The sequence below is a fragment of the Aureimonas altamirensis genome (genome assembly GCF_001463885.1).
Taxonomy (GTDB): Bacteria; Pseudomonadota; Alphaproteobacteria; order Rhizobiales; family Rhizobiaceae; genus Aureimonas; species Aureimonas altamirensis.
Window position 1 is genome coordinate 180,637 of sequence record NZ_BBWQ01000011.1, and the last position, 25,452, is coordinate 206,088.

General features: G+C 64.0%; 22 protein-coding genes. 12 read left to right on the top strand and 10 right to left on the bottom strand.

What is annotated here, in order from left to right:
• Positions 1 to 83: 83 nt before the first annotated feature.
• The 3 genes from AUL31_RS08560 to AUL31_RS08570 are packed head-to-tail and all read left to right on the top strand — an operon-like array spanning position 84 to position 2,291.
• Positions 84 to 668, top strand: a complete 585-nt coding sequence (locus AUL31_RS08560; RefSeq protein WP_060604455.1) for a peroxidase-related enzyme — start codon at positions 84 to 86, stop codon at positions 666 to 668.
• Positions 665 to 1,675, top strand: coding sequence for an MDR family oxidoreductase (locus AUL31_RS08565; RefSeq protein ID WP_060604457.1), 1,011 nt, complete (start codon positions 665 to 667; stop codon positions 1,673 to 1,675). The genes AUL31_RS08560 and AUL31_RS08565 overlap by 4 nt, the downstream gene beginning before the upstream one ends.
• A complete protein-coding gene (locus AUL31_RS08570; protein ID WP_060604459.1) occupies positions 1,659 to 2,291 on the top strand; it encodes an alpha/beta hydrolase in 633 nt (210 codons plus the stop codon). The genes AUL31_RS08565 and AUL31_RS08570 overlap by 17 nt, the downstream gene beginning before the upstream one ends.
• 57 nt (positions 2,292 to 2,348) lie before the next feature.
• Here AUL31_RS08570 and AUL31_RS08575 read toward each other — a convergent pair whose 3' ends face one another.
• Both AUL31_RS08575 and AUL31_RS08580 read right to left on the bottom strand, forming a co-directional pair.
• Positions 2,349 to 3,290 carry an SMP-30/gluconolactonase/LRE family protein gene (locus AUL31_RS08575; RefSeq protein WP_060605291.1) on the bottom strand — a complete coding sequence of 314 codons (942 nt, stop codon included), beginning with the start codon at positions 3,288 to 3,290 and terminating at the stop codon, positions 2,349 to 2,351.
• A 76-nt stretch (positions 3,291 to 3,366) separates the two neighbouring features.
• Entirely contained in the window at positions 3,367 to 3,918 is a 552-nt protein-coding gene (locus AUL31_RS08580; protein WP_060604462.1) for a DUF924 family protein, read from the bottom strand.
• Positions 3,919 to 4,015: 97 nt separating this feature from the next.
• Here AUL31_RS08580 and AUL31_RS08585 point away from each other — a divergent pair, with 97 nt between their 5' ends.
• A complete protein-coding gene (locus tag AUL31_RS08585) occupies positions 4,016 to 4,237 on the top strand; it encodes a sulfurtransferase TusA family protein (protein ID WP_409359953.1) in 222 nt (73 codons plus the stop codon).
• Here the strand turns inward: AUL31_RS08585 and AUL31_RS08590 are convergent.
• Together AUL31_RS08590 and AUL31_RS08595 are read right to left on the bottom strand one after the other, a co-directional pair.
• Positions 4,221 to 5,354: a CobW family GTP-binding protein gene (locus AUL31_RS08590; RefSeq protein WP_060604466.1), complete on the bottom strand. Its 1,134-nt coding sequence runs from the start codon at positions 5,352 to 5,354 to the stop codon at positions 4,221 to 4,223. The genes AUL31_RS08585 and AUL31_RS08590 overlap by 17 nt on opposite strands.
• Entirely contained in the window at positions 5,351 to 6,496 is a 1,146-nt protein-coding gene (locus AUL31_RS08595; RefSeq protein ID WP_244489353.1) for a D-alanyl-D-alanine carboxypeptidase family protein, read from the bottom strand. The genes AUL31_RS08590 and AUL31_RS08595 overlap by 4 nt, the downstream gene beginning before the upstream one ends.
• A gap of 184 nt (positions 6,497 to 6,680) precedes the next feature.
• Here AUL31_RS08595 and AUL31_RS08600 point away from each other — a divergent pair, with 184 nt between their 5' ends.
• From AUL31_RS08600 to ssuD, 6 genes are all read left to right on the top strand, one after another.
• The gene (locus AUL31_RS08600; RefSeq protein WP_060604468.1) at positions 6,681 to 7,862 is read left to right on the top strand and encodes a M20 aminoacylase family protein; all 1,182 of its coding nucleotides are present in this window, start codon (positions 6,681 to 6,683) and stop codon (positions 7,860 to 7,862) included.
• A 78-nt stretch (positions 7,863 to 7,940) separates the two neighbouring features.
• The gene (locus AUL31_RS08605) at positions 7,941 to 8,222 is read left to right on the top strand and encodes a hypothetical protein (protein WP_060604472.1); all 282 of its coding nucleotides are present in this window, start codon (positions 7,941 to 7,943) and stop codon (positions 8,220 to 8,222) included.
• Positions 8,223 to 8,356: 134 nt separating this feature from the next.
• Positions 8,357 to 9,337, top strand: a complete 981-nt coding sequence (gene tauA, locus AUL31_RS08610) for a taurine ABC transporter substrate-binding protein (RefSeq protein ID WP_060604476.1) — start codon at positions 8,357 to 8,359, stop codon at positions 9,335 to 9,337.
• 5 nt (positions 9,338 to 9,342) lie between these two features.
• On the top strand, positions 9,343 to 10,143 hold the full coding sequence (locus AUL31_RS08615; protein WP_060604479.1) for a taurine ABC transporter ATP-binding protein: 801 nt from the start codon (positions 9,343 to 9,345) through the stop codon (positions 10,141 to 10,143).
• On the top strand, positions 10,140 to 10,958 hold the full coding sequence (locus tag AUL31_RS08620) for an ABC transporter permease subunit (RefSeq protein ID WP_060604484.1): 819 nt from the start codon (positions 10,140 to 10,142) through the stop codon (positions 10,956 to 10,958). The genes AUL31_RS08615 and AUL31_RS08620 overlap by 4 nt, the downstream gene beginning before the upstream one ends.
• Positions 10,959 to 10,986: 28 nt before the next feature.
• Positions 10,987 to 12,120 carry an FMNH2-dependent alkanesulfonate monooxygenase gene (ssuD, locus tag AUL31_RS08625; RefSeq protein WP_060604486.1) on the top strand — a complete coding sequence of 378 codons (1,134 nt, stop codon included), beginning with the start codon at positions 10,987 to 10,989 and terminating at the stop codon, positions 12,118 to 12,120.
• 8 nt (positions 12,121 to 12,128) lie between these two features.
• Here ssuD and glgB read toward each other — a convergent pair whose 3' ends face one another.
• From glgB to AUL31_RS08645, 4 genes are all read right to left on the bottom strand, one after another.
• On the bottom strand, positions 12,129 to 14,348 hold the full coding sequence (glgB, locus tag AUL31_RS08630) for a 1,4-alpha-glucan branching protein GlgB (RefSeq protein ID WP_060604489.1): 2,220 nt from the start codon (positions 14,346 to 14,348) through the stop codon (positions 12,129 to 12,131).
• The gene (treS, locus tag AUL31_RS08635) at positions 14,349 to 17,672 is read right to left on the bottom strand and encodes a maltose alpha-D-glucosyltransferase (RefSeq protein ID WP_060604493.1); all 3,324 of its coding nucleotides are present in this window, start codon (positions 17,670 to 17,672) and stop codon (positions 14,349 to 14,351) included. It abuts the gene before it with no gap.
• Positions 17,673 to 17,732: 60 nt separating this feature from the next.
• Positions 17,733 to 19,688, bottom strand: a complete 1,956-nt coding sequence (locus AUL31_RS08640) for an alpha-1,4-glucan--maltose-1-phosphate maltosyltransferase (RefSeq protein WP_060604495.1) — start codon at positions 19,686 to 19,688, stop codon at positions 17,733 to 17,735.
• A 180-nt stretch (positions 19,689 to 19,868) separates the two neighbouring features.
• Positions 19,869 to 20,873, bottom strand: a complete 1,005-nt coding sequence (locus AUL31_RS08645; RefSeq protein ID WP_060604497.1) for an ABC transporter substrate-binding protein — start codon at positions 20,871 to 20,873, stop codon at positions 19,869 to 19,871.
• Between the two features lie 73 nt (positions 20,874 to 20,946).
• Here AUL31_RS08645 and AUL31_RS08650 point away from each other — a divergent pair, with 73 nt between their 5' ends.
• Positions 20,947 to 21,645, top strand: coding sequence for a GntR family transcriptional regulator (locus AUL31_RS08650; protein ID WP_060604500.1), 699 nt, complete (start codon positions 20,947 to 20,949; stop codon positions 21,643 to 21,645).
• A 6-nt stretch (positions 21,646 to 21,651) separates the two neighbouring features.
• Here the strand turns inward: AUL31_RS08650 and AUL31_RS08655 are convergent, their stop codons facing one another.
• Together AUL31_RS08655 and guaD are read right to left on the bottom strand one after the other, a co-directional pair.
• On the bottom strand, positions 21,652 to 22,521 hold the full coding sequence (locus AUL31_RS08655; protein WP_060604503.1) for a fumarylacetoacetate hydrolase family protein: 870 nt from the start codon (positions 22,519 to 22,521) through the stop codon (positions 21,652 to 21,654).
• A gap of 83 nt (positions 22,522 to 22,604) precedes the next feature.
• Positions 22,605 to 23,987 carry a guanine deaminase gene (gene guaD, locus AUL31_RS08660; RefSeq protein ID WP_060605299.1) on the bottom strand — a complete coding sequence of 461 codons (1,383 nt, stop codon included), beginning with the start codon at positions 23,985 to 23,987 and terminating at the stop codon, positions 22,605 to 22,607.
• 399 nt (positions 23,988 to 24,386) lie between these two features.
• Here guaD and AUL31_RS20295 point away from each other — a divergent pair, with 399 nt between their 5' ends.
• Positions 24,387 to 25,082, top strand: coding sequence for a hypothetical protein (locus AUL31_RS20295; RefSeq protein ID WP_143190183.1), 696 nt, complete (start codon positions 24,387 to 24,389; stop codon positions 25,080 to 25,082).
• Positions 25,083 to 25,452: the final 370 nt, after the last annotated feature.

Genomic DNA, 25,452 nt, shown 5'->3' on the forward strand with positions numbered 1-25,452 from the left:
CGATGACGTGAAGCGAGCATAGGTCGAGGGCGGGCGTTCCGGCAATCCGGCTTCGAGCGACAGGACACCAGGGAGGAACCCGCATGCAGGACCCGAAGATCAGCCGTTTCACGCCACCGGACCTCGGCTCCCTGCCCCCGGACATCCTGGAGCGAATCAGGACGGTGCAGGAAAAGGCCGGCTTCGTGCCGAACGTCTTTCTGGTTCTGGCCGCGCGGCCGGCGGAGTTTCGTGCCTTCTTTGCCTATCATGACGCGCTGATGGAGAAGCCGGGCGGGCTGTCGGCGGCCGAGCGCGAGATGATCGTGGTGGCCACCAGCGCCGCAAACCAGTGCCAGTACTGCGTGATCGCCCATGGCGCCATCCTGCGCGTCCGGGCCGGCAACCCGCTGATCGCCGATCAGGTTGCCGTCAACTACCGCAAGGCCGACATCACCCCGCGCCAGATGGCGATGCTGGATTTCGCGATGCAGGTGGCGCTGGCCGCCGAGACGGTCGACGAAGACGATTACGAGCGGCTGGCCGAACATGGCTTCACCGAAGACGACGCATGGGACATCGCCGCCATCGCGGCATTCTTCGGCATGTCGAACCGCCTCGCTAATGCCTTTTCCATGCGGCCCAATGCCGAATTCTATGCACTCGGACGACAGGAGAAAGCCGCATGAGCGACACGGGCTTCGAGGCGCTGGTCATCGACGAGGCCGAAGGGGGCCAGCGCGCCGCCTTCCAGACGCTGACGCTGGCCGACCTGCCGGATCACGACGTGACGGTGGAGATCGCCTACTCGACCGTCAACTACAAGGACGGGCTCGCCGTCACCGGCAAGGGGCGGATCGCGCGTCGCCTGCCCATGGTGGCCGGCATCGACCTTGCCGGAACCGTTGTGGAGTCCCGCGATCCGCATTGGCAACCGGGTGACCGGGTCCTGGTGAATGGCTGGGGGCTTTCGGAAACGGAATGGGGCGGCTATGCGCGCTTCCAGCGGCTCAAGCCGGAATGGCTGACCCGCGTTCCGGACGGATTCGGCCTGGACGAGGCGATGGCCATCGGCACCGCCGGGTACACGGCGGCGCTCTGCGTCAACCGGCTGGAGGATTGGGGCACTCTCGGGCATGACGGACTGCCCGTGCTCGTCACCGGGGCGGCCGGAGGTGTCGGCTCGGTGGCCGTGGCGCTGCTGGCGGCGCGCGGCCACACGGTCGCGGCGTCCACCGGGCGGCCCGAGACGCAAGACTATCTCAGCGCACTCGGCGCTTCGTCCTTCGTATCGCGCGAGGAGTTATCGGCAGCCGGGCCGCCGCTGCGAAAGGAGCGCTGGAGCGGCGCGGTCGACAGTGTCGGCTCCACCACCCTTGTCAGCGTGCTGGCCGAATTGCGGCGCGATAGCGCCGTCGCCGCCTGCGGGCTGGCCGGTGGTGCGGACTTGCCCGGCACCGTCATGCCATACATCCTGCGCGGCGTGGCGCTGATCGGCGTCAACTCCGTTACCGAAACGCACGCCCGCCGTGAGGCCGCCTGGGCGCTGCTGGACGAAAGCCTGGACAGGGACAAGCTCGCCTCGATGACCCGGACGGTCGGCCTTTCCGAAGTGCCGCGCATTGCCGAGGATATCCTTGCCGGCAAGGTGCGCGGACGTGTCGTGGTGAGGGTTGCCGATGGCGACGTATCGTAATCTCGTCATCCTGTTCCACGGCGTCGGGGCCCGTGGCGCGGACCTGTCCCCGCTGGGCCGCGTCTGGGGCCGCAGCCTGCCCAACACGGATTTCTCCGCGCCCGATGCCCCCTTTCCCTTCGATGGCGGCGGCCCGCTGCATCAATGGTTCAGCCTGACCGGCATCTCTCCCGACAACAGGCCGGACAGGGTCGCGGCGGCGCGGCCTGCCTTCGACCGGGTCGTGCAAGGCATACTCGACTGGTACGGCATGGCCGACCGCCTGGACAGGGTCGTCTTCGCGGGTTTCTCGCAGGGCACGATCATGGCGCTCGACGCTTTCGCCAGCGGGCGGTGGCCGGTTGCCGCGGTGCTCGGCTATTCGGGCCGGCTGGCAACGCGCGATCCGTTGCACCCACGCACCGCATCCCGCGTGCTCTTGATCCACGGCTCCGGCGATACAGCGGTGCCGCCGGAAGAAAGCGAGGTTGCCGCGCCGCGCCTGCGCGCCGCCGGCGTGGATACGGCATTGCGCATCCTGCCGAAGCTCGGTCATACGATTTCGCCCGAAGGCGCCGGGCTGGGCGGCGCCTTCCTGACCGAGGTGCTGATGGCGCGGGAGGTGTCGGGGGGTTGATGACGGCTTGAAACCCGCCGGCTCACACGACAGCGCTTGAGCGCAACGCAGCCGCCCTCAGCCATAAACCTTTCGCGCGGCCGCGGCAGCATCCTGCCGCGTCGTATCGATGGCGTAGATCGAGCTGCTGGCGCTGATGAAGAGCCGCCGTCCATCCGGCCCGCCGAAGCACAGATTGGCAACGGTTTCCGGCACGGCGATATGGCCAAGATGCCGGCCCTCGGGCGTGAAGCAATGGACGCCATCATTGGCGGACACCCACAACGTTCCCTCACGGTCGACCCGCAGCCCATCGGGAACGATGTCCACCTCGGCCACCCGGCGCGAAGCGCCGAGCCGGCTTCCGTCCACCACCTCCACGGCGCGCACCTCGTGCGGGCGGCTGTCGTCGAAGCCGAAGCCGTTTCCCCGCGCCCGGCCCGAATCCGCGACATAGAGAACGCTTTCATCCGGCGAGAAGGCCAGCCCGTTGGGCCTGTCGAAGGCGTCACTGACCGCTTCCACCTCACCGGACCGGGGGTCCAGCCGGTAGACCTGGTTGGATCCGATGGCGCTGTCGGCGCGGATGCCTTCATGGTCCGAGATGATGCCGTAGGGCGGATCGGTAAACCACACGCTGCCATCGCTCTTCACCACGACATCGTTGGGAGAATTCAGCCGCTTGCCCTGCCAATGGCTGGCCAGCACCTCATAAGTGCCGTCCGCCGTCGTGCGGCTGACGCAGCGCCCGCCATGCTCGCAGCTTATCATCGCACCGGAAAGGTCCAGCGTGTGCCCGTTGGTGCGCTGGGAGGGCTGGCGGAAGGTGCGAAGCCCGCCTTCCGGCGACCAGGCCATGATACGGTTGTTCGGAATGTCGGAGAAGCGCAACTCGTTCGCCCCCGGCACCCAGACGCCGCCCTCGGCCCAGACGAAGCCGGTCGCGACGCGCTCCAGCGCCGCCCCGGCCGGAAACAGCGCGGAAAACTCCGACGTCGCGGCGATCAGTGTTTCGGACATGGCGAAAGGCTCCCCCGGCATTGTCTTGTGTGCCCGACTTCGACACGGCGAAAGCTTCGCACGCAAGGCCGCCCGGTCACCCGGTGAAGCCACCTTCCGCAATGAATTTGCGTTCTTCCGCAGTCGTTTCGCGCCCCAGCAAGGAATTGCGATGCGGAAAGCGCCCGAACTGTTCGATGATCTCGCGGTGATGCCGCGCGAACTTGCGGTTCTCTTCCGTGCCGATGCGGTCCATCCAGGCAACGCAGGCATCGTGATCGGCACGCGATTCCGAATGCATCAGCGGGAGGACCAGAAACTGGTTCACGTCGTCGGGCAGATGTTCGGCATCGCCGGCATCCAGCGATGCCCGGGCGATCTGTGCCGCCTTCGCGTCGGTCGCGTACATGCGCGGGCTGCCGCGAAACATGTTGCGCGGGAACTGGTCCAGCAACAGGATCAGCGCCAGCGCGCCGTTCGGCTCTTCCGCCCAGGAATCGAGGTCGCCGAGCGCCGCGCGTTCGTAAAGGTCGCCGAAGCGCTGCCTGATCGTCTCGTCGAAGGCTTCGTCCTTCTCGAACCATTTTTCCGGCCCGGCCTCGCGCCAGAAATCCACGATGACCTGCGGATCGAGGATCGTCTCACTCATTCCCGTTCGAGCCTTTCACTATCTTGCGGCTTGCATCAGCCTTCCGCCCCAAGATAGTGCGCGTATCGGGCAAATTCACTGCCAAGGAAACCGCCGCGTGCAGGAACTGGACCTCATGGGCCTCAAATGTCCGCTACCGGCCCTGCGGACGGAAAAGGCGCTGGCGGCCCTGCCCGCGGGACGGCGCCTGAGCATCGTGGCGGACGACCCGCTGGCCCCGCTGGATATGGCGCATCTCTGCAACGAGGCGGGGCATGCGCTTGTGTCGACCACGCCGCTGCCCAATGGGGGTTGGCGCTTCGTTATCTGCCGGGGATAGCCAGAGGGTTGTCCACCAGAGCGGCCCTGTCGGGCGCGTCGCTGCGCAGGCCACCGGCGAACGCGGCGAACAGGTCGCGCAGCTTGCCCTCGTCCAGCCGCTCGCCGATCAGGACGAAGCGGCTGTGCGGGCGGATGGATGCCGGCCATTCGCGCAGGAAGACCGGCGGATGCAGGAACCGGCGCACCGCATGGACCACCAGCGGACGGGTCGGGTTTTCGCGCGTCAGCAGCATGGCCTTCATGCGCAGCAGCTTGTCGCCGTGCATCGACAGGACGAGGTTGATGAACTCTTCCATCTGCCCGATGGGCAATGGCGTATCCGACAGTATGGATACGGTATTCACCGTACCGTGCCGGTGCCCCGCATGATCGTGGTGGTGATGATCGTGATGGTGATGATGGTCGTGGTGATGGTGATGATGATGATCGTGGTGCTCCGGATCGCCGCAATCGCATCCGCCATCGCCCAGCCAGGCGGCCAGTTGCGCCTCCCGCGTGCGGGAGTTGATCACGCCGGCCTCCATCAGCGTGGCCGGCACGGCCTCGCCCCTGGCGGCATCCAGAAGCCGTGCGCGCGGGTTCAGCCGCGCGATCCACGACAGAAGGTCGGCGCCCGGCTTCGACAGATCGGTCTTGGTCAGCACGATCCGGTCCGCCACGGCAACCTGCCGTTCGGCCTCGACCCGGCCCTCGATGCCGGGAAGCCCGGCATGAGCGTCGACCAGCGTCACGACCCCGTCCAATGCATAGGCCTGCGCCAGCACCGGATGCCCGATCAGGGAGGTCAGGACAGGCGTCGGGTCTGCCATTCCGGTGGTTTCGATCAGCACCCGCTCGATCGGCGGCAGGCGCCCGGTCTGCAAGCGGTCCACGATATCGGCCAGGCGGTCCACCAGCTCGCCGCGTACGGAGCAGCAGATGCAGCCATTGGAAAGCTCGACGATCTCCTCGCCGGCGCTTTCCACCAGCAGATGATCCAGCCCCGCTTCGCCGAACTCGTTCACGATCACGGCGCTGCGCGCCATGTCGGGGTGCTTCAGCACGGCGTTCAGGAGCGTCGTCTTGCCGGCGCCGAGAAACCCCGTCAGCACCGTTACGCGCAGAGGAAAATTCATTGCGATGCTTCCCGGCTTTCAGGCTGTGGCGACAGGACACGCGCGGCGCGCCCGGCATCGGCCGCCGCATCGCCCGTTTCGACGAGTTGGGGCGGCTCCGGCCGCCATGTCGGCACCGGGATGCCGTAGCCGGCGATGACGGACACGCCCGGCGCCGCGCCATGGCCACCGGCCGCACCGCCCAGCTCGACCGGGTAGACGACCGGGTCGCGGTCCAGCGCCGTCAGGAAGGGCGAGCCGAAGGGCTGTTCCCGCTCGTCCTCCAGCTTGCGCTCGTTGGCGCGCGCGGTGCGCGCGTCGGCAGAGCAGACCGTTTCGGAAACATCGAAGGGCGGCCCGCTCGATGAAGGCAGTTGCGTCACGGTAAATTCGGCCTTTGCCGGATCGACTTTGAACCCGTCTTCCAGAAGGCGGGCGGACTCCCGCTCGCGGGAAATCGGTCCCTGCGCCCCAAGCACAACGGCGACGATCGTGCGTCCATCGCGCGTGGCGCTGGAAACGAGGTTGAAGCCCGATGCGCAGATATAGCCCGTCTTCATTCCGTCCGCACCGCGCAGGCGGCCCAGCAGCCCGTTGCCGTTGACCATGGTCGCATCGCCGGCGCGGATGGCCTCGGTAGAGAAGTAATCGGTAAAGGCCGGAAATTCGTGGCGGATGGCCACCGCCAGGATGGCGAGGTCCTTGGCACTGGAATACTGGCCGGGCCCTGGCAGGCCGTTGGGGTTGATGAAGTGGGTATCCCGCATGCCCAGGCGCGCCGCCTCGGCGTTCATGCGGGCGACGAACCCTTCGTGAGAGCCACCGATGGACTCGGCGATCGCAACGGCGATGTCGTTGGCCGATTTGACGAGCAGCATCCGCAGCGCCTTGTCCAGCCGGATGACGGACCCTGCGGGATACCCCATCTTGCTGGGCGCCTGCGCGGCGGCAAGCCGCGTGACGACGACGGGCGTATCCAGCGAGGCACGGCCGGCCTGCACTTCGCGCAGCACCAGATAGGCGGTCATGAGCTTGGTGGTCGAGGCCGGATACCAGCGCTGGCTGGCATTGTCCTGCGACAACACCTTGCCGGTTCCCACGTCGACGGCGATGGACGGTCCTGCATTGGCCGGAAGCACGGACAGCGCCATAAGCAGCGCCACCGCCGCGCAAACTCGTCGTCCGCCTGCCCAAGCCATTCGATCGACCCTTTCATCCTGCTTGCGTCACCGGCCCGCCATGCGCGAACCTTGAGCCAGGCTTAACCCTTGCGCCCGTCACGTGGCATGGGTGAGGCGAAGATTGTAGCCTTAGCACTGGCAATAACGAAATCGGACCGCGAACTCCATGCCGATTCACAACCGCATCGCCGACGAGAGCGCGGAAATCACCGCCTGGCGCCGGCACCTCCATACGATTCCGGAACTCTTGTACGACACGGTCGATACGGCTGCCTTCATTGCCGAAAAACTCGCCGAATTCGGCTGCGATATCGTGGAAACGGGCATCGGGCGTACAGGCGTCGTCGGCATCGTGCATGGGCGCTCGGGCGCCGGCGGCCCGATGATCGGCCTGCGCGCCGATATGGACGCGCTGCCCATCATCGAGGCGAGCGGCGCTGCCTACGCGTCCACGCGGCCCGGGTCGATGCATGCCTGCGGCCATGACGGGCACATGGCCATGCTGCTCGGTGCGGCCCGGGCGCTGGCCCGGACACGCAATTTTGCGGGCAGCGTCGCGCTGATCTTCCAGCCGGCCGAAGAAGGCGGCGCCGGCGCGAAAGCGATGATCGAGGATGGCCTGTTCACGCGGTTTCCCATCCGCCGCGTCTACGGAATGCACAATTTGCCGGGGCTTGCCGTGGGGCGCTTCGCCATGCGCGACGGGCCGATCATGGCCGCCACCGACGAATTCGCCTTCGCCATCGAGGGCCGGGGCGGCCATGCCGCGATCCCGCAGAAGACGGCGGACCCCATCCTGGCCGGCACGGCGCTGGTGGGTGCCCTCCAGCAGATCGTCTCGCGCAATGCCGATCCGCTGGACAGCCTCGTCGTTTCGGTGACAGAGTTCCATTCCGGCTTTGCCCACAATGTCATTCCCGACACGGCACAGGTATCGGGCACGGTGCGCAGCCTGTCGGCGCAAACGCGCGACCAAGTCGAGGCGCGCATGGGCGCGATCGCGCAGGGCATTGCGGCCATCCATGGCGTGTCGGTGGCGCTGACCTATCGCCGCAACTACCCCGTGACGCGCAATCACACGGCCGAGGTGGCAGCGGCCGCGAAGGCCGCGGCATTCGTTGCCGGGCAGGATGCCGTCGACCGATTCTGCCCGCCGCTGATGGCGGCCGAAGACTTTTCCTACATGCTGGAAGAGCGCCCCGGCGCGTTCATCTTCATCGGCAACGGGCCGAGCGCCGGACTGCACAGCTCGGCCTACGACTTTGCCGACGAGGCCATCGCCTACGGCGCGTCCTACTGGATTTCGCTTGTGGAGCAAAGCTTGTCCGGGTCTGACGAAGCATCATGAGAAATCCTTGATTGTGTCATGGACATCTCATTTTGCGCGCTTAAGTTCCGCTCGCATCAGGTGGGGAAAGCAGTCGCAATGTCAGCCATACACAATCGCGCGGTGGATCCGGAATTGCGGAACCTCATCGTCGAAGCCCTCGACGCGGGCCTGTTGAAGCCCCGCTCCGACGATGCGCGCGTTGCCTCCATCGTCGCCGAAAAGGGCCAGGGCCATCTTTCGGCCGAGGAACGCGGCATCTGGGAAGCGCGCGTTCTGCCCGTCCTGTCCAAGCCCATTTCCCAGCAACTGGCCATCGGCGCCATTCAGCGCCGTGGCGGCCGCCTTGGCCGCCGCGAGGTATTGTCCAACCTTGCCTGAGCGAAAATCGTCGATTGCCCCGGCATCGCTGCGCGCACGCGGTTTCTATCGCATGTGCCAAAGATGGATATTTATGCCTATATAAAATCCATCACCCGGATAGATTTTAATCAGATCTATCACGGGGGTTTGCGATGAAGTTTCTATTCCGTACGGCCGCATTGGCCGGCGTCGTATTGGCAAGCGTATCGGCACAGGCTGAAGAGCTGCGCGTCGGCTGGCAACAGATCGTCGAGCCGGCACGCGTCCCTCAGGCGGATGGCACATTCGACAAGGAGACGGGCGCCGAGGTCAGTTGGAGCCAGTTCGCCAGCGGAGCCGACGTCGTGGCCGCCATCGCATCCGGCTCCATCGATATCGGTTATGTCGGCTCCAGCCCCCTGACCGCTGCCGCCAGCCAGGAACTGCCGATCTCCGCCATCTACATCGTCGGCAATATCGGCGAGGCCGAGGCGCTGGCGGTCAAGGGCGTCACCGATGCCAAGGAGCTCGAAGGCAAGAAAATCGCAACGCCATTCGCCTCGACGGCGCATTATTCGCTGTTGAGCGCGCTGTCCCACTGGGGCATTCCGTCGGCGTCCGTGCAGCTTCTCAACCTGCGCCCGCAGGAAATCGCCGCCGCCTGGGAGCGCGGGGATATCGACGGCGCCTACATCTGGGACCCGGTCCTGCAGACAATCAAGACTTCGGGTGGCACGGTCCTTGCAAACTCGTCGAATGTCGCCGAATGGGGCAGCCCGACCTTCGATGCGTGGATCGTCAGCAAGGATTACGCCGCGAAACATCCGGAAATCGTCACGGCGTTCGTCAAGGTCCTGGGCAATGCCACGGCCGACTATCTGGCAGACCCGGACAAGTGGTCCACCGGCTCGTCCGAGGTGGAGGCCATCGCCCGCCTGACGGGCGCCAAGGCCGAAGATGTTCCGCTGCTTCTGAAGGGCTACACATTTGCCGATCTGAACGCGCAGACAAGCGCGGCATACCTTGGTGGCGGCACGGCAAAGGCGCTGGCCGATACGGCGCAGTTCCTGGCCACTCAGGGTACCATCTCGGCAGCACTGCCGGACTACACGCCCTATGTGGACGCATCGTTTGCGGAAGCGGCCAAAGACTGAGCGTCATGAGCCTTCTTCAGTTTCAAGGCGTAAGCCTTGCCTACGAGCCGGCCCGAAAGGCCGGCTCCGCGGTGTCCACCTATGTTCTTGATGGAATCGACCTGACCATCCGGCAGGGCGAGTTCGTCACCGTCCTGGGGCGATCCGGGGCGGGCAAGACCTCGCTGCTCAACCTTGCCGCCGGCTTCATCATGCCGACGAACGGACAGGTGCTTTTCGACGGCATTCCCGTCAAAAGCCCCGGCGCGGAGCGAGCGGTGGTTTTCCAGGACGATGCGTTGCTGCCGTGGCTGACGGTTGCCGGCAACGTCGCCCTGCCGCTGCGCCTTCGGCATGCGTCGCGGGCCGACCGCGATAGCCGCACCGAGACGCTGCTGGAGCAGGTCGGCCTGGCAGGCTTTGGAAAGCGGTACGTGTGGGAACTGTCGGGCGGCCAGCGGCAACGCGTCGGCATCGCCCGTGCGCTGGCCGGCGCACCGCCCTTCCTGCTGATGGACGAGCCGCTCGGCGCGCTCGACGCCATGACGCGAGAGCGTATGCAGGATCTGCTCCTGCGCACGTGGGGCGCCAGTGGCGCCGGCACGCTTCTGATTACCCACAGCATCGACGAGGCGGTATTTCTGGGCACCCGCATCCTTGTCCTTGCACCGGGGCCGGGTCGCATCGTGCGCGATGTCGAATCCCCTTTTTCTGCCCGCTTCCTGGCCGGAGAGCCGGGCCGGGAGCTGCGTTCGCGGCCCGATTTCATCGCCCTTCGGGAAGATCTCGCTGCGGCCATTCATGCGGACGAGATGGAGCCCGCATGAGCCGCGCCCCGAATACCGAAGGGAAGAGCCGGCGGCGCCTTCCGCGCCATGTCCTCGTGCCGCTGGGCGGCGGCCTGGCGACGCTCGTCATTCTCCTGCTTGCCTGGTGGACTGCCTCGGCCGCCGGGCTCGTGTCGGCCGTATTCCTGCCGTCGCCGGTGCGGGTATGGCGGGCTGCATGGTCCGTTGCCGTCAACGGCTACGCCAACGCAACCTTGTGGCAGCATGCGCTGGCCAGCTTGTCGCGCGTCCTGTCGGCACTCGTGGCCAGTATCCTGGTGGCTGTGCCCGTCGGCCTGTTCATGGCGCTCAGCCCGGTCGGACGGGCCATCCTCGATCCCATCATCGAATTCATCCGGCCGCTGCCCCCTCTGGCCTACCTGCCGCTGATCATCATCTGGTTCGGCATCGGAGAGCCCAGCAAGACGCTGATCATCGCGATCGCCATGTTCGCTCCGATTGCCATCGCCACCGCGCTCGGCGTCCGAGGCGTCTCGCCATCGCAGATCAACGCCGTACGCTCCTTCGGGGCAACGCGATCACAGGTGCTGCTTCATGTGCTGATTCCGGGCGCCCTGCCCTCCATCGTCACCGGCATCCGCATTGCACTGGGCGCGGGATGGACAACCCTCGTCGCAGCCGAGCTCGTCGCCGCGACGACCGGCCTCGGCTACATGATCCAGTCCGCAGCCCAGTTCCTCGTCACGGAAATGGTGATGGTCGGCATCCTGGTCATCTCCGCGCTCGCCTTCCTGTTCGAACTCACCTTCCGGCTCATCGAGCATTTCTTCATTCCGTGGGCGCGTGCGCGTTGACCGGAAAACCGACTGTGGATCGATCGTCATGACCAAGGACATTTTCTGGTTTCTTCCGACATCGGGCGATACCCGCCATCTGGGACGTGCCTCGAGCGGCAGGCCGGCGACCTTCGATTACATCCGGCAGATCGCGGTTGCCGCGGACACGCTCGGCTATGACGGGCTGCTTATTCCGACAGGGTCCAGTTGCCTGGATCCGTTCGTCACCGCTACGGCGGTGGCCGCCGCCACACGGCGCATCAAGCTGCTTGTCGCCCTGCGCACAAGCCTCGGCCTGCCGGCCGTGTCCGCCAGACAGGCAGCGGCGCTGGACCTCGTCAGCGAGGGTCGCTTGCTGCTCAACGTCGTGCCGGGCGGCGACGCAGCGGAACTTGCCGCCGATGGTGTCTTTCTGGACCATGATGCGCGCTACGCCCAGTCCGAGGAATATCTGACGATCTGGAAACGCCTTCTGGCCGGCGAAACGGTCGACTTTTCAGGCGATTATCTGCGGGTCGAACAGGCGCGGAATAATTTCGTGCCGGTACAGCGCCCGCATCCGCCGCTCTACTTCGGCGGCTCTTCACCGGCCGCGCATGAGTTGGCCGCCCGGCACGTCGACGTCTATCTGACGTGGGGCGAGCCGCTCGACGCCGTCGCGGCAAAGATCGAGGATGTGCGTGCGCGTGCCGCCGGCCTGGGCAGGACCATGCGGTTCGGCCTGCGCCTGCACGTCATCGTGCGTGAAACGACGCTTGAGGCGGAAGCGGAGGCCGAGGAACTGATCCGCTATCTCGACGATGAGACGATTGCCGCGGCACAGGCCTCGCTGGCGCGGATGGATTCCGTCGGCCAGCGACGGATGAGCGCGCTGCACGGCGGACGCCGCGACAATCTCTACGTCGCGCCGAACCTGTGGGCCGGCGTCGGCCTGGTGCGCGGCGGCGCAGGCACCGCGCTGGTCGGCGATCCACCAACGGTGGCAAAACGCCTCCAGGAGTATGCGGACATCGGTATCGACAGCTTCGTCCTGTCCGGCTACCCGCATCTGGAAGAGGCCTGGCGTTTCGCCGAGCTGGTTTTCCCGTTGCTCGGCCGGCATTCGGCGGTAACGGCAGGTGGAGTGTTCACCGGCGGCGCCTTCGATGGCGCCACCACCCGCCGCACCACAGAACGTTAAACGGCTACCTAGTCCTCCGGTACGAAGACCATCGTCGCCAGCGGCGGGATCGACAGTTCGAGCGAGAATGGCCGGCCGTTGACGCCGAAGTCCTCGGCCCTCCTGCCTCCCATATTGCCGACATTAGAGCCGCCATAGATGTCGGCATCCGTGTTCAGCGCCTCGCGCCAGAAACCACCCCTGGGTACGCCGACGCGATAGCCATGATGCGGGTTCGGCGTGAAGTTGCACACCACCAGCACCGGCCCGCCATGCTTGTCCTTGCGCAGGAAGGTGATGATGCTGTCGGCTTCGTTGGACGTGTCCACCCATTCGAAGCCTGCCGGGTCGCAGTCCATCTCGTAGAGTGCCGGCACGCCGCGATACAGCGTGTTGAGATCCCGGATCAGGCGCTGGACGCCCGCATGTTCGGGATACTGCAGCAGATGCCAGTCCAACGACTGGTCGTGGTTCCATTCGGCCGACTGCCCGAACTCGCCGCCCATGAACAGAAGCTTCTTGCCGGGATGCGTCCACATGAAGCCGAAATAGGCGCGAAGGTTCGCAAATTTCTGCCACTGGTCGCCCGGCATTTTGCCCAACAGGGAGCCCTTGCCGTAGACGACCTCGTCGTGGCTGAGCGGCAGGATGAAGTTTTCCGAATAGGCATAGACCAGGCCGAACGTCATCTGGTGCTGATGGTAGCGCCGATGGATCGGGTCCTTTTCCATGTAATCGAGCGTGTCGTGCATCCAGCCCATGTTCCATTTGAAATGGAAGCCGAGCCCGCCTTCATAGGTCGGACGTGACACGTTGGGAAAGGCGGTGGACTCTTCCGCATGGGTGGCCGTCGCGGGGAAATACTCGCCCACGCGCTCGTTGGTTTCCTTCAGGAAGGCCATGGCCTCCAGGTTTTCGCGGCCGCCGTGGATGTTCGGCTCCCACTCGCCATGATTACGCGAATAGTCGAGATACAGCATCGAGGCGACGGCATCGACGCGCAGGCCGTCCACATGGAAACGGTCGAGCCAATAGAGCCCGTTTGCGACAAGGAAGTTCTTCACCTCCGTGCGCCCGTAATCGTAGATCAGCGTGTTCCAGTCCTTGTGGAAGCCCCGGCGCGGATCGGCATGCTCGTAGAGCGGCGTACCGTCGAACCGGCCAAGCCCGTGAACATCGGTCGGGAAATGGCCCGGCACCCAATCCAGAAGCACGCCGATATCCGCCGCGTGCAAGGCATCCACCAGCCGGGCAAAGCCGGCCGGGTCGCCGAAGCGCGCGGTCGGCGCATAAAGACCAATGGGCTGGTAGCCCCACGAACCGTAGAAGGGATGCTCCGACACCGGCAGGAATTCGACATGGGTGAAGCCCATTTCCTGCACGTAGGGCACCAGTTCGCGCGCCAGCGCGTCATAGTCGAGGAAGCTGTTATCCTCTCCACGGCGCCATGAGCCGAGATGCACCTCGTAGATGGTGACGGGCTTGTCGCGGCCCTGCCAGCCGTGATCCTTGGCCCTGAATTGTCCGTCGGCCCATTCATGCTCGACAAGCCCGGCGACGACGGAGGCCGTCGAGGGCGCGGATTCCTGCAGGAAGCCCACCGGATCGGCCTTCAGCGGCAGCACCTCGCCATGCGGGCCGACGATCTCGAACTTGTAGACTTCACCCGGCGCAACGCCCGGAATGAACATCTCGAAGATACCGGTCTCGTACCGGTGGCGCATGACATGCCGGCGCCCGTCCCAGGCATTGAAGTTGCCGACTACCGAAACCCTGCGCGCGTTGGGCGCCCAGACGGCGAAACGCGTTCCGGCGACACCGTCCATATGCGTCGGGTGGGCACCGAGCTTTTCGTACAGCCGGTAGTGGCGCCCCTCTGCCAGAAGATAGGCGTCGAGGTCGCTCAGGATGAGGCCGAAGCGATACGGGTCCTCTTCTTCCCATTCGACCGAACCATGGCGAAAGCGGAAGCGGTAGCCTTCCAGCGTGCCGGGCACCGTCCCGGTGAAGAGGCCGGCCGCCCCCTGCGGCTCCAGTTCCGCAACGATGGAACCGCTGGTATCGACAACGCTGGCCGCCTCCGCGCCGGGGCGGAAGCAGCGCATGACCCGCATAGCGCCGCCCCCATGCGCACCCAGGATCGAGAAGAGGTCGCCATGCGAGCCGTTCTCCAAGGCGGTCACGGCGCCCTCGTCCAGCCGATGCTCCGGTGATGGAGCCGCGGCTGCCTTCGATTGTGCCTTTGCCATTCAGATGACCTGCCTCTCTTTGAGAAGGGTAACGATGCCGCGCAGCGGGATGGACAGCCAAGCCGGCCGCGACGACAATTCGTAATTCAGTTCGTAAAATGCCTTCTGGGCCAGGAACAGGTCCAGCAGCGAACGGTTGCCTTCATCGTCCAGATCGATGCCGCTGGCCTCCGACCATGCGGCCAGGAAGTCGGCACTGACTTGGTCCCGCCAGTTCTCGGCCGTCTCGCGGATGCGCTCGCTGGTGGCGTCGTCCGTCGGGCCGGTGCGATCGCGCGCGGCAAAGGCGGCATAGTCGTAAGAGCGCAGCATGCCGGCCACATCCCGCAGCGGCGAGGATTTGGCCCGCCGCTCCTCCAGCGGCCTGCCCGGCTCTCCCTCGAAATCGAGGATGACGACGTCGTTGCGCGCAACCAGGATCTGGCCCAGGTGGAAATCGCCATGGATGCGCGTCAGCACGCCCGCAGCCTGCCGACCGGCAATGGCTTCGAACCACTGGCGAACCGCGGCCTGCCCCGCCAGGAGCTGGTCGACCTCGCTTTCCAGTCCGTCGGCGCCCCGGGCCCGCCACTCCGCCAGCTTGTCCAGCACGGCATCGGCCTCGTCGGCGGCCTTGCGGGCCGCGGCGTCCAGCCACTCCGGCGTCATATCCTCCGGGTCGAAGGCGGCGTCGCCGGTGCGCGTCTGCAGAGCAGCATGCATCTCGCCCGTGCGGCGGCCGATGGCCTCGCCCGGGTCGAACTGCAGGGCAAACATGGCCTCGCTTGCGCCCTCCTCGTCCGCTTCGCTCACCTCCTCGACGCCGTAGGCCGTATCGCGCAGGTGGCGCGACAGGCTTTCGGTGATGCGGCTCCACGCATCGCCCTGGTTCTCGATCCGCTCGAAAAGCGCCGCGATGGCGGCGCGGGTGCCGTCCGGGCGCACCACCTCCGCACTGGCCAGCAGCGCCGGGGCGGCGGTGAAGCCGGTCTTCTCCGTCAGGAAGCGCGTGACCTCGAGCTCCGGCTGGACCCCGTCGCGCAGCAGGCGGTAGATCTTCAGGATCGCGGCCGTGCCAATGGCGATGGAGGTGTTGGACTGCTCTCCCGAAACCGGCACGACGGCATCGGCCTCGATGGAATTGGCTTTCTCCAGCGCCTCCGGCCGTGCCGACGACGCCTCGACCTCGATTGTCCAGTCGCCGAGCTTCAGCGGCTTGCCGGCCGACAGGATGTGCGTCAGGTCGATGCAGAATTGCGGATCGCGACCGGCGTCGATGACCGACCCCATCTGCGGACCCTGCCGGATAAGCGCCAGCGTGTACGGCAGATTGTTGGCGTCGCGGCCGGGGTTGGCTTCGCCCCAGCGTGCGGCCAGCGGCAGGAAATAGGTCTGCGTTTCGCCACTTCTGGAGGTCACGATGGCTTCCGCCAGAATGTGCTTGCGGTTGGTCGGCTCCGGCGCGCCCATGATCTCGTAGCGCACGCTCTTAGGCGCATCCGCTTTGCCGGAGTACCAGCGTTGCCGCCCGATGAAGCCGGGCAGCACGCTTTCCAGTTCGCGCCGGTTGCGGCCGGGGATCGTGTCCTTGAGGTCGCCGGTGATGACCAGCGTCGTGAATTCCGGTGCCGGCAGGATATCGCCTCCGGCCCGCACCTGATCGGGCGCACCGAGCGCGAACCAGAAGAAGCCGTAGCTGGGCAGCGACAGGACGTAAGGCCCCTCGCCGATCGGCGGGAAGGCCGAGAGCCCCAGCATCTCCACCGGGATCGAGCCGGCATAGGCCGACAGGTCCAGTTCCACCGCCTGCGCCTGGCTGGACAGGTTGGCGACGCACAGGATGCGATCGTCCCCGATCTGGCGCACATAGGCGAGGATCTTGCGGTTGGACGGATACAGGAACACGATCTCGCCGCGTCCGAAGGCCTCCCGCGTGGCGCGCACCTGGATCAGGCGGCGCATCCACGACAGCATGCTGGCCGGGTTGGCCGACTGCGCCTCCACGTTGACGGCCTGATAACCGTAGACCGGGTCCTGGATCAGTGGCAGGTACAGACGCTGCGGATCGGTCCGGCTGAAGCCGCCATTACGATCCGGCGACCATTGCATGGGCGTGCGTACGCCATCGCGGTCGCCGAGATAGTAGTTGTCGCCCATGCCGATCTCGTCGCCGTAATAAACGGTCGGCGTGCCGGGCATCGACATCAGAAGCGCGTTCAACAGCTCCACCTTGCGGCGGTCGTTCCCCATCAGGGGCGCCAGCCGTCGGCGGATGCCGAGGTTGATGCGGGCGCGCTTGTCCGAGGCGTAGGTGGCCCAGAGGTAATCGCGTTCCTCTTCCGTGACCATTTCCAGCGTCAGCTCGTCATGGTTGCGCAGGAAGATAGCCCATTGGCAATTGGCCGGGATATCCGGCGTCTGCCGCAGGATATCGGTGATCGGGTGCCGGTCCTCCTGGGCCAGCGCCATGTACATGCGCGGCATCAGCGGGAAGTGGAATGCCATGTGGCACTCGTCGCCGTCGCCGAAATACGGGCGCGTGTCTTCCGGCCACTGGTTGGCCTCGGCCAGCAGCATGCGGTCCGGATAGACCCTGTCCAGCTCTGCGCGAATCTTCTTCAAAACGTCGTGTGTTTCGGGCAGGTTCTCGTTGTTGGTGCCCTCGCGCTCCACCAGATACGGGATGGCGTCGAGGCGCAGCCCGTCGACGCCCTTGTCCAGCCAGAAGCGCATGACGGATAGCACTTCCTCCAGCACCTTGGGGTTGTCGAAGTTGAGGTCCGGCTGGTGCGAATAGAAGCGGTGCCAGAAGTACTGGCCGGCCACCGGGTCCCAGGTCCAGTTCGAGGTTTCCGTATCCAGAAAGATGATGCGTGTCAGGTCATAGCCCTTGTCGTCATCGGCCCAGACGTAGAAATCGCGTTCCGGGCTGCCGGCCGGCGCGCTGCGCGCGGCCTGGAACCAGGGATGCTGGTCGGACGTGTGGTTGATGACGAGCTCGGTGATGACGCGCAGGCCGCGCTTATGCGCCTCGTCCACCAGCCGCTCGAAATCCTCCATCGTGCCGTAGCTCGGATTGACGGCGCGGTAGTCGGCGATGTCGTAGCCATCGTCGCGCAGCGGCGACGGGTAGAAGGGGAGCAGCCAGATGCAGGTAACGCCCAACTCCTTGATGTAGTCGAGCCGCGAGATGAGCCCCTCGAAATCGCCGATGCCGTCGCCATTGGAGTCCACGTAGGTCTTCACGTGGAGCTGATAGATGATCGCGTCCTTGTACCAGTCGTTGGCTTCCGGGTTCGGCGCGGCGTTGTCAACGGCCGGCAATGCGGACACATGCTCGTTCATCTTGGCTCCCCAAATCGTCGTCACAGGAAAAGCCCCACAGGGTGGGGCGGTTCCTCGGTATCAGGCTGAAATACGCAATACGGCATAAGGGCGCTGAGATGGGGCGATCCACCAATGCTGCACCTTGCCCTGCCAGACGAACTGCCGTCCGTCCGTCAGATCCTCTACTTTCAGCGACCCGTTGTCCGGCAGGCCGAACTCCCACAGCGGCACCTCGAAATGGCCGCCCTGCGGGTTGTGCGGGTCCAGGCTGACGATGAACAGCAGGAAGGACGATTTGTCCTCCGTGCGCTTGCCGTAATAGAGAATGTTCTCGTTATAGAAATTGTAGAAGGCGAGGTTGCGGAACGCCTTCATCGCCGGCTCCTCCGCCCGCAGTCGGTTGAAGAAGGCGACATCCTCGCGGATATTGCCCGGCGCATTCCAGTCGAAGGCGCGGATCTCGTATTTTTCCGAGTTCAGATATTCTTCCTTGCCCGGCACCGGCTCGTATTCGCACAGCTCGAAGCCTGAATAGATACCATAATTGCCGGCAAGGGAGGCAGCCAGGGCCAGCCGGATGCGAAAGCCGGGGCGCCCGCTTGTCTGCAGATAAAGCGGGTTGATGTCCGGCGTGTTGACGAAGAAGTTCGGCCGCATGTACTCGGCACATTCCTCCTGCGTCAGCTCGGTCAGGTACTCCTCCAGCTCCCACTTCTCGTTCCGCCACGTGAAGTACGAGTAGGACTGGTTATAGCCGACCTTTGCCAGCCGCTTCATCAGCTTGGGCCGGGTGAACGCTTCCGCCAGGAAGATCACGCCCGGGTCCGCGGCGCGCACCTCGGCGATCATCCACTCCCAGAAGGGGAAGGGCTTGGTGTGCGGATTGTCCACGCGGAAGATGCGCACGCCCTTGTCCAGCCAGAACAGCACCGTGTTGCGCAACTCGTACCACAGCGACGGGATGGCGCCCTCGCGGTAGAAATCCACATTGACGATGTCCTGGTATTTCTTGGGCGGGTTCTCGGCGTATTTGATCGTGCCGTCGGGCCGCCAATCGAACCAGTCCGGATGCTGCTTGATCCAGGGATGGTCGGGCGAGCACTGGATGGCGAAGTCCAGCGCGATTTCCAGCCCATGCGCCTTGGCCTCGTCGACCAGGCGCGCAAAGTCTTCGAAGCTGCCGAGCTCGGGGTGGATATCGCGATGTCCGCCCTCGTGAGAGCCGATGGCATAGGGCGAGCCCGGCTCGCCGGGGCCGGCATTCAGGCTGTTGTTGCGTCCCTTGCGGTTGGTGAGGCCGATCGGGTGAATGGGCGGGAAATAGAGCACGTCGAAGCCCATTTCCCGGATGTCCGGAAGCCGCTTCACGACATCGTCGAAGGTGCCATGCCGGTTCACGTCGCCGCTCTGCGAGCGCGGCATCAACTCGTACCAGGCCGAGAAGCCGGCCCGCTCCCGGTCGACCCAGACGGGCACCTCGACCTCGAAGGTGGACAACTCGTCACGCGGGCCCGTGCGGCCCAGCAGCGCGACGGTGCCTTCCTGTTCCAGCAATTCGTAGCGGGCGTCGCCGTCGGCTTCCGGCAAGGCGTCGAAACTGGAAATCAGTGACGCAAGCTCGGCCCAATCGGCCTTGGTGCCCCGCTTGCCCGCCACGGCGCGATCCAGAAGCGCGCGCCCTTCCTTCAGTTCCAGCGCGATGACCTGGCCGGCATCGCGCTTCTTCCTGGTGTCGCTGGCCCAGGTGCCGAAGGCATCGCGCCAGCCGATGATGGTATAGCGCCAGGGGCCCGGCCGATCCAAAACGACCTCACCGGCCCAACGATCGTTTTCGACGAAGACCAGGGGTGTCTCCGTCCAGCCCGCCTCGCCGGCCGGCCGCGTCAGGATGGCGGCGCCGATCTTCTCGTGCCCGTCGCAGAAAACGTCGGCCTCGATTTTCAGCGGTTCGCCCTCGAGCCGCTTGATGGCAAAGCGGCCGCCATCGACCAGCGGCGTCACGCCTTCGATCGCCACGCGGTTGCGTGCAAGCATGCGCAACCCATCCGGAGCCGGCGGCATTTCCGCCCGTTTCGGGCTGCGCGGCTTATCTTTAGACGATTTGGCATCCATGTCGTCGGTCCCCTGCCCTGTGCGGTGCACTAAAGGGATAGGAATCCTTCAGGACATATCCAGTTCCGCCCGGGCGAAAAAGACCCGGGCGGACGACTTTTCTCAATCGACGGCGTTCCAGCGCTCCACGAAATCGTTCGTGTAGACGGCATTCAGGTCGGCAATGGGCTCTTCGAGGTCGCCCGACTGGACCAGACTGTCCTGCCATGCAACCCAGGCTTCATGGTCCTGGTAGCCGAACCCCTTCTCCGGTTCGAACGGCGTCTGGCGGACGATGATCTGCTCCACCAGCGCCTTGACGAAGTCGCGGTCCTCGGCCTCCTGCGGATTGATGGTGGCGATGTGGTCCACCACCGTATCGATGTTTTCCGGCTTTTCGGCAAAGCGCGCGCCCTTCACGATGGCCCGACCGAAGCGCTCCACCACTTCGGGGTTTTCATCGACATAGGAAGTCATCGCCGCAAGCCCGTTGCCGAAGAACTTGCGGAACCGGTCGGGGGTGATGTTGCGCACGAGGATGCCGCGGCTGTTGAGGATGGCCGCATCGCCGGTCGCCGCCGCATAGGCGTCGATGTCCCCGCGCGAGAAGGCCGCGATGGCCAGCCCGCCATCACCCACCACGAGGAAGGAATAGTCGGTGCCCTCCGTCATGCCGGAATCGTTGAAGATCGAGCGTGTGAAGGCGGCCTCCGCACCGTCCGCCGTGCCGATGCCGATGACTTTGCCCCTGAGCTTCTCGGGCGTATCGGCCTCGGACGCCTCCGGCACGACGAGGCCATAGGAACTGTTGGGGTTGAGGCGATAGAGAAATTTCACGTCCAGATCGCGCGCCCGTGCCGACAGGAACGGGCCGGCGCCCGGATTGCCGATCTGCGCCTGCCCCGATGCCAGGGATTGTAGCACCGCGCCGGACCCGTTCAGCGCCTCCACGCGCACATAGAGCCCCTCATCCTCGAAATAGCCCTCGCCCATCGCGACGGCGATCGGCAGCAGCGGCACGTAGCTCGGGTTCGGGACGGCGATTATGATGTCCTCCGCCCTCGCCCCTGTGACTGCTGCCAGCAAAGCCGCAGCCAGCGACATGATGATCCTGCCATGTTTTTGCATTTTTTATCCTCCCTAGAAAAATAATGCATTATAATGCCGTCTCTATCGATGACGGACGGCTTCCCTAATCCTCATGCTCGAAACGACCCTCCCGGAACACGCTGCGCCCGCCAGATCCACCGCTGCAAGCACGGCCTTCGCCGCCATCCGGCGCGACATACTGAGCGGCGCGCTGGAGCCGGGGCGCAAATTGCGGATCGACGGCCTGTGCAAGGCCTATGGCGCAACGATCAACCCCGTCCGCGAGGCATTGAACCGCCTGACCTCCGAGGGCCTCGTCACCCAGGAGGACCAGCGCGGCTTCACCGTGGCGCCGATCTCGCTGGAAGACTGGCGCGATGTTGTGCGGGCGCGCTGTTTGATGGAAGGCTGCGCCCTGGGCGAGGCGATCCGAAATCGCGACGAGGCATGGGAAGAGCGCGTGGTCGTGGCCTTGCACTGGCTGTCGCGCACCCGGCACTGGAGCGCCGACGAAAAGACCGCCAACCCCGAATGGGGCCCAAGGCACAACGCATTCCACGACGCCCTCCTTTCCGCCTGCGGTTCGCAGATCATGCTGGCCTATTGCCGGGAACTTCGGGAGCGCGCCGACCGATACCGGCACATCGCCTCCACCAATTTCAAGCGACGCGACTCGCTGGACGAGCATCGGGCCATCGCCGACGCGGCCATGGCCGGAGATACGGAACTGGCCGTCGCCCGGCTGACGCAACACTACATGACGACATTCGCCGTCATCGAACGCTATTTCGGCCGCGACCCGGCGGCCTGACGCCTATCAGGCCGCGGCCACCACGGTGTTGCGAAGGGCCGGGATACCCTCGATCTCGATCTCCACGACATCGCCCGGCTTCATGAAGACCGGCGGTGTGCGCGCCTGTCCGACGCCGGAGGGCGTACCGGTTGCGATCAGGTCTCCGGGCTCCAGCGTCATCGCCTGCGAGGCATAGGCGATGATCCGCGCAACGGAGAAGATCATGTCGTCGGTATTGCCGTCCTGCATGACCGCACCGTTGAGGCGCGACCGTATCCAAAGGCCGGCGCCGCCGGACGGCAGTTCGTCGGCCGTGACGATGGCGGGGCCGTAGGGGCCGGTCGCATCGAAATTCTTGCCGGCCGTCCATTGCGTCGTATGCTTCTGGAAATCGCGCAGCGACCCGTCGTTAAAGGCCGTGTACCCGAAAACGGCTTCGAGCGCCGTCGCCTCATCCACGTTCCGGACGCGCTTGCCGATCACCACGACGAGCTCCGCTTCAAAGTCGAGCCGCTCCGAGGCCTGCGGCGCGACGATGGCGCCACCCGGCGGCAGAAGGCTGGTGCGCGTGCGCAGGAACAGCGTCGGAAACTCCGGCACCGCACGGTCGCGTCCACCCTCGCGAATGTGCTCCAGATAGTTGAGCCCCATGCAGATGAACTTGCCATGGCCGGGCACCGGCTCGAGCAACTCCGCCTGCGAAAGCTCCACGCCGGGCGTGGTGGTAACCGCCAGCGCCGCGCGGATATTGGACAAAAGCGCCGTGCCGCCGTCGATCACGCCGATCATCGTCTCGGGAGAGCCCGGAACGAGGTCCGATACGGAATAGACCTTGCCGTCTGCCACGACGCCGACAATGGGCCCACGCGTGGATTGGTAAGTGACGAGCTTCAAATTTTCCTCCCGAGATCGTCTTTTCTCGATTAGAAAATGTTTTTTATGCGATGTCCAGAAACTTCGCACAAATTTTGCGGCGGTTATTGCTGGGCCTGTGCTGCTTCCTCCGCCGGGCTGCCGGCATAGGCTTCACCGTGCTGCCGTGGCGGCAAGCCCCTCCCACCCCTCAGGTACGCCGGATGCCCGCCGACATAGGTTGCCGCGATGGCCCGGTCGTCGCCCATCATCAGAAGCGCGAACAGCTCATCGTCGAAATTGTCGGCGCGCTGCATCCTGTGCCGCATTTCCGGAGTGGCCCGAGGGTCCAGGACAACCAGGTCCGCCTCCATTCCCGGGGCGATCCGGCCGATCCTGTCGCCAAGGTTCATCGCCTCGGCATTGCCTGCGGTCATCCAGTAGAAGGCCTCGACGGCGGTCATCCGCTCGCCCCGCAGCGCCAGCACCTTGTAGCCTTCGGCCGCCGTTACCAGCATCGAGTAGGAGGTGCCGCCGCCGATATCGGTTGCGATGCCGGTGATGACGCCGGCGCCCTGCAAACCCTGCCGGTCGAACAGGCCGGAGCCGAGAAACAGGTTGGAGGTCGGGCAGAAGATGGCGCTGGCCCGCCGCTCGGCCATCGACGCCCGCTCGCGCTCCGTCAGATGGATGCAATGACCGAACAGCGCGCCGCGCCGCACCAACCCGAAGCGCTCATAGACGTCCAGATAATCCCTCGCCCACGGGAACAACTCCGCAACGAAGGTGATCTCGGCCTGGTTTTCCGACAGATGCGTCTGGATGGCCATGTCGGGGTTTTCGGCCGCCAGGGCGCCTGCCACCTCCAACTGAGCCTCCGTCGAGGTGGGCGCAAAGCGGGGCGTAATGGCATAGGACAGGCGCCCGACGCCGTCGAAGCGCTGGATAAGCGCCCGCGACTCGTCATAGGCGCGCTCGGGCGTATCCGTCAGCGATGCCGGGGCGTTGCGGTCCATCATCACCTTGCCGGCGGTGATGCGCATGTTCCGCCTCGCGGCCTCCTCGAACAGGCTTTCGACCGATTGCGGATGCGAGGTGCAATAGGCAGCGGCCGTCGTCGTGCCGTTGCGCAGCAACGTATCCAGAAGGAAGCGCGAGGCCGCGTCGCACACGGCGCGGTCGTGATAGCGGCTCTCTTCCGGGAAGGTGTATTTCGACAGCCAGTCCAGAAGCTCGGTGCCATAGGAGGCGATCACCTGCGTCTGCGGCATATGCAGATGCGGATCGATGAAGCCGGCCATCACGATGTTGGGGCGATGATCCGTCACCCGAACCGTCGGGTCCAGCAGCGGCGCGATCTCGGCGTAAGCGCCCACCCGCTCGATCAGCCCGCCGCGCATGACCACGAGGCCATCCGGATGGTGTATCGGCTGCGCCGCGTCCGCACCGAAGGTGAATACCCGGGCGCGGAGCGCGGTGATGCCTTCGGCCGCGATCTCGTGGTTCATGCCGATGGCTCCTGTCATGCATGCCGGCGCGGCGATTAAGGCCGCGCCGGTCCTGTCTGTTACTCTTAGTTACCCACGCCTCGACGTACCAGTCCATCTTGAGCAGGTCTTCGTCCAAAACGGCCTGCCCCCAGGCATTTTTCCCGGCTCCATAACCGACTCGAAATCCCACTTCCGGCACCAACGACTTCGCCTTACGCAACAAGCAATATAAATGTTATTTCAATATTTTTATGATATATCTTTTAAATGGCAGCTCAGCCACGAGCGGCCACGTCTGACGCGAAGCGCATCAGAGCGCGACCCTGTCTAGTCGAAAGACAAATGACGCATCATTTAAATTGAAACGAAAAGCGCTCGCGTCAAATGCGAGCGCTAATTGCTTAGAGCGGAAGCCGCATGTCTAAATCGACCAAAGATATTGGGTTTCTTTGTATCACATTTTCCTTATTTGTAATAGCATTGATTTCCTTCCACCAATTATATAAAGAACATTTGATTTATAATGATCTGACTTATCTATCGACTGAGAAATATGGCGTTCTTATAAACTATATACACAGCAATAGTTACGCAACACGCGATCCAAATCGGCCACTTAAGGTGTATGTCGACGAAGCTGTCTCTGCGGATGACTACCGAACTCTTACCGACATCTATTCTCTTTATGCCGATTTGTCTGGGCAAGATATCGAAGCTTCGCGCTTTGATATAGATCATGCAGAGGAATACTCGACCTATATCATAGTAAATAAAAATGTACCTGACCCGGATATAAGCCATCAATTTGCACGTCGAGCAGTAGAAAAAGTTCGTTCTTACTTAGAATCTATATACTCTGAAAATCCCACGGGTCATCTCTTCTTTTCAAATTTATTCAATGTGCTTTTAACTCGTTATGATGCGCCATTCTTTTTTAATGATGACTTTCCGAAGATTGACTACGCTGCGGCAATTGCTGGCGCTATGATCCCTATAAATAATAGCACCATTCAGTCGTCCGTAATATATATAAATATTCCGCATATCTTTAATATAGATAGCAAAACTTTACAGGATTTTAGAAAATATGTCCTGCTACAGGAGACTTTCTAAGAGTTTGTGGTCGCTAGCGACGTGGAACTGGACTCTTATCTGGGCATTACGATCCTCAATGATAGGGATTACCTTCTTGGAAGCCTCAAAGGCAAAGAGCGTATTGAAAATATTATGAAATTTGCATCGCCGAAGCTTTGTTTTCTGGACGTGCTGATGGCAATGACGATGGCTAATAAGCTGAGCTATGCTGAGTTTCTATACTATTATATCAAGGCGGAAATATTCTATCTTACTACCACCTCGCCATTCATTTCAGAAGAGTGCTAAAAGTCTAGCTAGATACGCCGCTATTCATTATTATGCTTTAAAACAACAAATCTGCTTGGAGCCTGGCCGGCGCGGCGATTAAGGCCGCGCCGGTCCTGTC